The sequence below is a fragment of the Lepagella muris genome (genome assembly GCF_004793975.1).
GTDB classification, from domain to species: domain Bacteria; phylum Bacteroidota; class Bacteroidia; order Bacteroidales; family Muribaculaceae; genus Lepagella; species Lepagella muris.
Genome location: NZ_SRYB01000060.1, coordinates 1 through 7,346, shown reverse-complemented (window position 1 = coordinate 7,346; position 7,346 = coordinate 1). Strand labels below are relative to the sequence as shown.

The following is a 7,346-nucleotide window of genomic DNA, read 5'->3' as shown; positions in this document are numbered from 1 at the left end:
GGTGTTGACGCTCCGAAAACTCACCTCTGTTAACAATAATTTTTAAACAACCTCTTATTATTCCATTTGTGTCATTGTTTCTGACTTTTGTCGCATGTCAAGATGAAATTCCATTGCCATCCCAAATAATATGATGGAGAATTTGATGATGCATTTTATTCCACTGATGATGCATGGATAATTGATGATCTAAATTTCAACGGAGTACTCAACATCCATCTCTAAACATATATCCAAAATACTTACCGAAACAATCCACGTATAAAATAAAAGACTATGAGACTAACTGTTTTTACATTCATTTCAATAATGGCATTTCTCGGAAGCTTAGGATTCATTACGTCATGCTCTTCCGAAAATGACAATCCGGATACAGATCAGAAACTGATCGCATCTGAAAGGAAGTCGATACAGATGACTGCACAGACACGTGCGACTGCCGAAAATCTTAAGAATTTCTACACGTCATTCACAGCTGAAGCTGTGAAAAATGCACTTGAATCAGACAGTCAGGATAAAAACATAATTATCTCGCCATTATCTGTATCAATGATGCTGGGAATGGTGGCAAATGGCGTTGACCAAGAGGTACAGCAAGAAATAGTCTCATATCTCGGATGTGAGAATCTGTCATCTCTAAATTCCCTGTGTGCTCAATTTATCGAAGAACTTCCCCTTGCTGACGAACTCTCTTCATGCTCTATCGCAAATTCTTTCTGGATCAATAATCCGCTTACGGCAAAGCAAGAATTTCAATCCCTTCTGACCGATTATTATACTGCGGGGATACACAATGAAAATTTTTCAGGGCAAGAATCCGAAACCGTAAAAAAAATAAATTCATGGTGTCATAACCACACGAATGGACAGATCCCGAATATTATTGACCACATAAATCCATTAACCGCAGCAATCGCACTGAACTCTATATATTTCAATTCGCCGTGGTCTGCCAACTTGTTTACAAAGAAGAATACTAAAAAAGATTCATTCAAAGGGGAAAACGGCAATAAAACAGTTGACATGATGGTGTCCGAACCATCAGTTCTCTCTTGTTGTGAGAATGATAATTTTGAAGCTGTATTTCTTGAATTCGGAAATTCTGCATTCGGTATGTGGGTGGTGATGCCCAAGCCGGGGATTCCTACAATAAACGTTGTGGATATATTAGCCAAAAAGAATCTCGATGTTCTTAATGAATCCTCATTTAAAGATACTTTTATAGTCGAATTCCCCAAAATTAATCTTGTCTCATCCCTATCATTGAATTCCATTCTCAAGAGAAGTGGACTTTCCAAAATATCAGGAGTTATCACCGCGACATTTGCAAATGAAGAATTTGAGGCTTTCCTTGATATGCAACACGCCACATCCTTGAAACTTGACGAAAAAGGTGCTGAGATTGCAAGTGCCTCCAAAGGAGATTTTATCTTTGGATTCGGTGGTTCCGACTCTGAAAATCCAAGTGTTTTCAAAGTCAACAGACCGTTCTTCTTTTTTATTACTGAATTTAGCACAAATGCATGTATTCTATCCGGTTATATTTCCGAGCCTTAGATAATAGCTATCCTTGGACAAATGAAATCATCAAAACGGAAACAACATCCAGCATATCCATGAATTGGGGATATTCAGGATCATACGATAATATTTTTTACAGTCCATATGATACCGATTGGAATGCGGGAGGACATAATTTCAATCTTGATCATAGTATACTTATCAGATCTGACATTCAATAATCATTTAAATATCATCCCATTATGAAGAAAATAAATCTAATCATCAGTAGCTGCATGATTGTTCTCGGAGCATTCATACCAATAGCATGTTCTTCAGATTCCATTGATAATGGTCCAGATAACGTAACCCCGAATGAACGGGTAGACATACAGCTATCTTCCGAAACCCGTGCTGCCGCACGATCCCTTATGGATTTCTATATCGGGTTCACCACCGATGCCGCTAATTTTGTTGATAATGATGCAAGTTTCACATCAAAAAACTTCTCCGTATCACCTCTATCGGCATCTATGGTGCTCGCAATGATTGCCAACGGCACAGATCAGGAAGTGCAAACGAAAATCGCGGGATATCTCGGCACAAGCGACATAAACGCATTGAATGAACTCGCCGAAATACTACTCACCGAATTACCCAAACTTGATAACCAGACTGAATTGAAACTTGCAAATTCAATATGGGTAAACAATCAATTCAAACTTACGGACTCATTCTCTTCCCTAATGAATAAGGAGTATGAGGCAATAATCAGCTACAATGATTTTAAGGGGAATATAAACAAGGTGATAAAAGACATCAACAAATGGTGTTCCACACAGACTGCCGGACTTATTCCCGAATTTATTAAGCAGCTTGACCCTGCCACGCTTGCAGTATTCCTGAATGCCGTATATTTCAAAGGATTATGGAAAGAGGGAACATTCCTTGAGGAGAACACCAAGAAACAGATTTTCAACGGAAGCAACGGACCTGCTCAGGTGGATATGATGCATGCATATTCCGCCAACAGACTATATGCCGACGACGGAAATTTCAAAATGTTCTCACTTAATTTCGGCAACTCAGCATTCAATCTTAGAATTGTGCTACCTAATGAAAAGCTGTCGCTTGAAGAAGCCAACTCCATGCTAACGCCGGAAACTATGAATAAGCTGATGCAAGAATCCGTATTGTGCAATCTATCTGTCGGAATACCCAAATTCAAGATTGAGAACGAAATAAGACTGAACAATATATTTGCATCAGGGAATCTACCGGAAGTCAACCGGGATCTCCGACTGGATATGTTTGATCCAGCCATAGAGGACGGCTATATCACATTCCTTCAGGGAGCCGCATTCCAGATAGATGAGAAAGGTGTCAAGGCTGCCGCTGTTACAGGAGGTATTGTTGACATACTTGCTCCATTAGCCGGAAAGTCATATTCCGTAACTGTAGACAGACCATTTTATTTCTTCCTTAATGAGACAAGCACAGGAGCCTGCATAATATCTGGAAGAATCACCGACATCTGAGAAATCAGATATCATGGCAACCATACCCCAAAAGTTTTTATCCAACTTTTGGGGTATATTTCATTTAGTTACACTTCGCAATTTGCCGATTTGACAAAAAGAGCTATCTTTGCATATTGTAACCCACTGAAGTGAAGTTTATAGTTTAAGGTTTAAGATTCACGAAAATCCACGAATCTTTTCATTATACAAAATTTAATGATCATAAACCATAAACATTAAACCTTAAACCATTTAATTATAAAGATATAAAGCAACTGACCGATGAATCATCATAGAAACTTGATTACCACGTTATTGGCAGGAATACTATTTGCCCCCTCAGTGACCGCAGACAACCTCACGATAGCACGCACAGGGGGAGATATCGTCCTTATTCCGATGAGTGATAATGCGATACGCGTAAAGATAGATGGCCAGCAAGGGCATACCACCGATGAACTGATATACGTCAATCCGCAGAATGTGGAAAGCAGCATTTCCGGCAACACTTTGAAAGTGAAGAATCTGACTGCCACCTACGACTCCACCGCTGATGCCATCACTTTCATCAACGCAGATGGCAACGTGATTCTCCGCGAGGTGGAACATTCCCGAATATCGCAACCATCCACCATACAGAATGAACCCACCACAATATCAGGACAACGTTTTCATTCACCTGCCGATGAATACATCTACGGCACCGGTCAGTTTCAGGACGGATACCTGAATCTACGCGGACTCTCACGCCGTCTGACCCAGGTCAACACTCAGATCTCAATCCCCTTCATACTCTCCAATAAGGGATATGGTCTTCTCTGGAACAACTACGGACTTACCGAGCTAAATCCTGCATCCGATTCAGTCAGTCTGACCCCGGCAGGCACCGAAGGGGATTCATTCACCGTAGATATCACCACATCCACCGGCAATGCCCGCGAGACACGCAGCGTGAACGCATTTGAAGGGGAGATGAATATACCAGAGACCGGTGAATACTGCCTACTTCTTGACGTGGGGCAACGGATGGCCCGGAAATATAAGCTATCGGTCGACGGAAAAGTGCTTGTGGATTTCAACAACCTCTGGCTACCGCCGACCACATCCCTGATGACCACACTCGACAAAGGCAAGCATCGCGTGAGAGTGGAGGGAGAGAGTCATGACGCGCCGACACTCCATTGGCGCAAGAATATAAATGAGACGGAATTACGCTCACCCGTGTCGACAGGGATAGACTACACCGTCTTTTCAGGCACTCCAGATGAGGTGATCGCCTCCTACCGCCAGCTGACGGGACCCGCCCCGATGATGCCGCAGTGGACTCTCGGCTACATCCATTGCCGCGAACGTTTCGACTCACAGAAGGAACTGCTTGAAAATGCCGACGAGTTCCGTCGGCGTCAGATACCGATAGACGTGATCGTACAGGACTGGCAATATTGGGGACGACATGGCTGGAACGCAATGTGCTTCGACCTTGACAAATATCCCGACCCAAAGCTGATGGTGGATTCCCTTCATGATGCCGACATCCGGCTTATGATCTCCGTATGGTCAAAACTTGACGTAAACTCGGAGGTAGGCAAGGTAGCCAAAGAGAGAGGCTATCTATTGCCGGGAAGCGAATGGGTTGACTTCTTCAATCCGGAAGCGGCAGGCTATTACTGGGACAACTTCAGCAGCCGTCTGCTGAAGCCATACGGAATAGATGCATGGTGGCAAGACGCCACGGAGCCGGAAAACGATGACCTTCAGGGACGACGCATAAATGGCGGGAAACTACCCGGGGAGGTCTACCGCAATGCTTTCCCGCTCTTCGTCAACCGCACCGTCTATGAAGGGCTGCGCAAGGATGCGCCTCATAAACGCGCAATGATACTGACCCGCAGCGGATTTCCGGGCATGCAACGCTATGCCGCCGCCACGTGGTCGGGCGATGTAGGACACGACTGGGAGACATTACGCCGACAGATAACCGGCGGTCTCGGACAGATGGTAACCGGACTCCCATGGTGGACATTTGATGCGGGTGGATTCTTCCGTCCCGGCAACCAATATGAGAATGAGGAATATAAGGAGATGCTGCTGCGCTGGCTACAGGTCGGCACATTCCTTCCGCTGATGCGCGTGCATGGCTACATGAGCAATACCGAACCATGGCGTTACGGCAATGAGGTTGACTCCGTGGCACGTAAATTCATCGGCATGAGATACGAACTTATGCCCTACATCTATTCCGTATCAGCAAGCGTAAGCCGAGATGGCTACACGATGATGCGCCCGTTGGTGATGGATTTCACCACCGATGAGAATGCACTGCAGCAAAAATACGAATATATGTTCGGACCGTCGCTGCTCGTGTCGCCCATCGTGGAGGGAGGGGTGAAGGAATGGTCCACGTATCTACCCGAAGGATGCGGATGGTATGATTTCCGCAACGGCAAGAGATATGACGGAGGCACAATCGCCTTGACAAAAGAGACAATCGCCACGATACCGGTATTCGCGAAAGCCGGATCCATCATACCGATGAAACAAGCCGGACAATTTGCTGCCGATAACGCCGATTCTCCGATAGACCTGCACGTATATCCCGGAGCAGACTGCACCTTCACACTCTACGAAGATGAGGGCGACAACTACAACTATGAGAAAGGTGCATTCTCCACAATACCTATTATCTGGGAAGATTCCACCCGCCGCCTTACTATCGGCAAGAGGAAAGGAGAATTTGACGGTATGCAAAAAAAACGGATATTCAACGTAATCCTTCCTGACGGCACAAGCAAAAGGATTGAATATTCCGGTTCTAAGAGAAGCATCCGGATATAACCTGTTTTTCGTATTTTCTTTCAACCTAATACTACATTCAGATGAAAAAATTCAGTTTAAGCACACTTTTCATTGCCGCGGCACTTTCGACTGCCGCAGCAGATGGTCATGCCGGATGCGGATTCTGCAAGAACTTTGCCGACAGCACTCTACGCGTGGACTACATATTCGGTGGTGGTCCCTCCGGAATACACATCATGCTCGACTCCCAGTCGAAATCCGCCGGATGGTACGGACGTCGCGCCCATCTAAAGGAGGCTCCGTATCTCGGTAACGGCACAATCACCGTCATTGACCCGCAGACCCGCGACACTCTCTACATGAATTCATTCTCCTCGCTATTTCAAGAATGGATCAATACTCCGGAAGCAAAATCGGTAAACAATTCTTTTGAAAATTCCTTCCAGGTGCCCTTACCCAAGCGTGAGGCGGAAATCACGGTTGAGCTTCGCGACAACCGCCACAAGCCTATCGGGACAATGACCCACCTCTACCGTCCGGATGATGAGCTCGTAGCCATAAAAGGTGAGAATCCATATCCTCATAAATACATACATAAAGGTGGCGACCCGAAGAAAGCTATCGACGTGGCTATGATTGCCGAGGGATACCGCCCTGAAGAGATGGACTCATTCATCAACCATGCACAGAAATTCGCGGATGTGATGCTGTCATACGAGCCGTATGCCTCCAATAAGGATAAATTCAACTTCGTGGCAGTGATGGTGCCATCACGCGAGAGTGGCGTCAGTGTGCCGCTGAAGAAGCAATGGAAAGATACGGCTTTCGGATCGCACTACAGCACATTCTATTCATCCCGTTATCTCACCTCCCCCCACGTGAAAAAGATGCACGATGCTCTCAGCGGCATCCCCTACGAGCATATAATGGTGCTGGTCAATACGGATGAATACGGAGGAGGTGGTATCTACAATTCATACCATATCGCAGCCGCAAAAAACCAATTCACGCTTCCCGTCACCGTACATGAGTTCGGGCACAGCTTCGGCGGACTTGCCGACGAATATTTCTACGACGGAGAGGAGGACGGCACGTATCCACTCGACATTGAGCCATGGGAACCGAACATAACGACGCTCGTGGATTTCGATTCCAAATGGAAGGATATGATAACTCCGGGCACTCCGGTGCCGACCCCATGGGTGGATAAAGGCGGCACACGCGAGGAGCGTATGAAGCAGAAAGGTAATGCCAAGAAGGGCGACAAGCAGGTGGTCGGTGTGTTTGAAGGTGGTGGCTACAAAAAGAAAGGGGTATATCGTCCGGTTGAGACATGCCGTATGCGCGACAACTACCATCCCACCTTCTGCCCCGTATGCGAGGCAGCCCTAACAAAGCTCATCAACTTCTACACAGAGTGAAGTTTTTAGCATTAAAAAAACTTTACCTCAAATATTTTACGATAAATACAAAATAATGAAGTTGTCTAAACTATTTTGATTTGTGAATTTTTTTAAGGAAAATAACGAT

4 protein-coding genes are annotated in these 7,346 nt (G+C 45.3%); all 4 read left to right on the top strand.

The window, feature by feature from the left end:
* Positions 1-276: 276 nt before the first annotated feature.
* The 4 genes from E5331_RS19885 (at position 277) to E5331_RS19870 (ending at position 7,237) form a co-directional block, all read left to right on the top strand.
* Positions 277-1,557 carry a serpin family protein gene (locus E5331_RS19885; RefSeq protein ID WP_123483654.1) on the top strand — a complete coding sequence of 427 codons (1,281 nt, stop codon included), beginning with the start codon at positions 277-279 and terminating at the stop codon, positions 1,555-1,557.
* A gap of 206 nt (positions 1,558-1,763) precedes the next feature.
* The gene (locus E5331_RS19880) at positions 1,764-3,038 is read left to right on the top strand and encodes a serpin family protein (RefSeq protein ID WP_123483653.1); all 1,275 of its coding nucleotides are present in this window, start codon (positions 1,764-1,766) and stop codon (positions 3,036-3,038) included.
* Between the two features lie 264 nt (positions 3,039-3,302).
* On the top strand, positions 3,303-5,855 hold the full coding sequence (locus E5331_RS19875; RefSeq protein ID WP_123483652.1) for a glycoside hydrolase family 31 protein: 2,553 nt from the start codon (positions 3,303-3,305) through the stop codon (positions 5,853-5,855).
* A 41-nt stretch (positions 5,856-5,896) separates the two neighbouring features.
* Positions 5,897-7,237, top strand: a complete 1,341-nt coding sequence (locus tag E5331_RS19870; protein WP_123483651.1) for a M64 family metallopeptidase — start codon at positions 5,897-5,899, stop codon at positions 7,235-7,237.
* Positions 7,238-7,346: the final 109 nt, after the last annotated feature.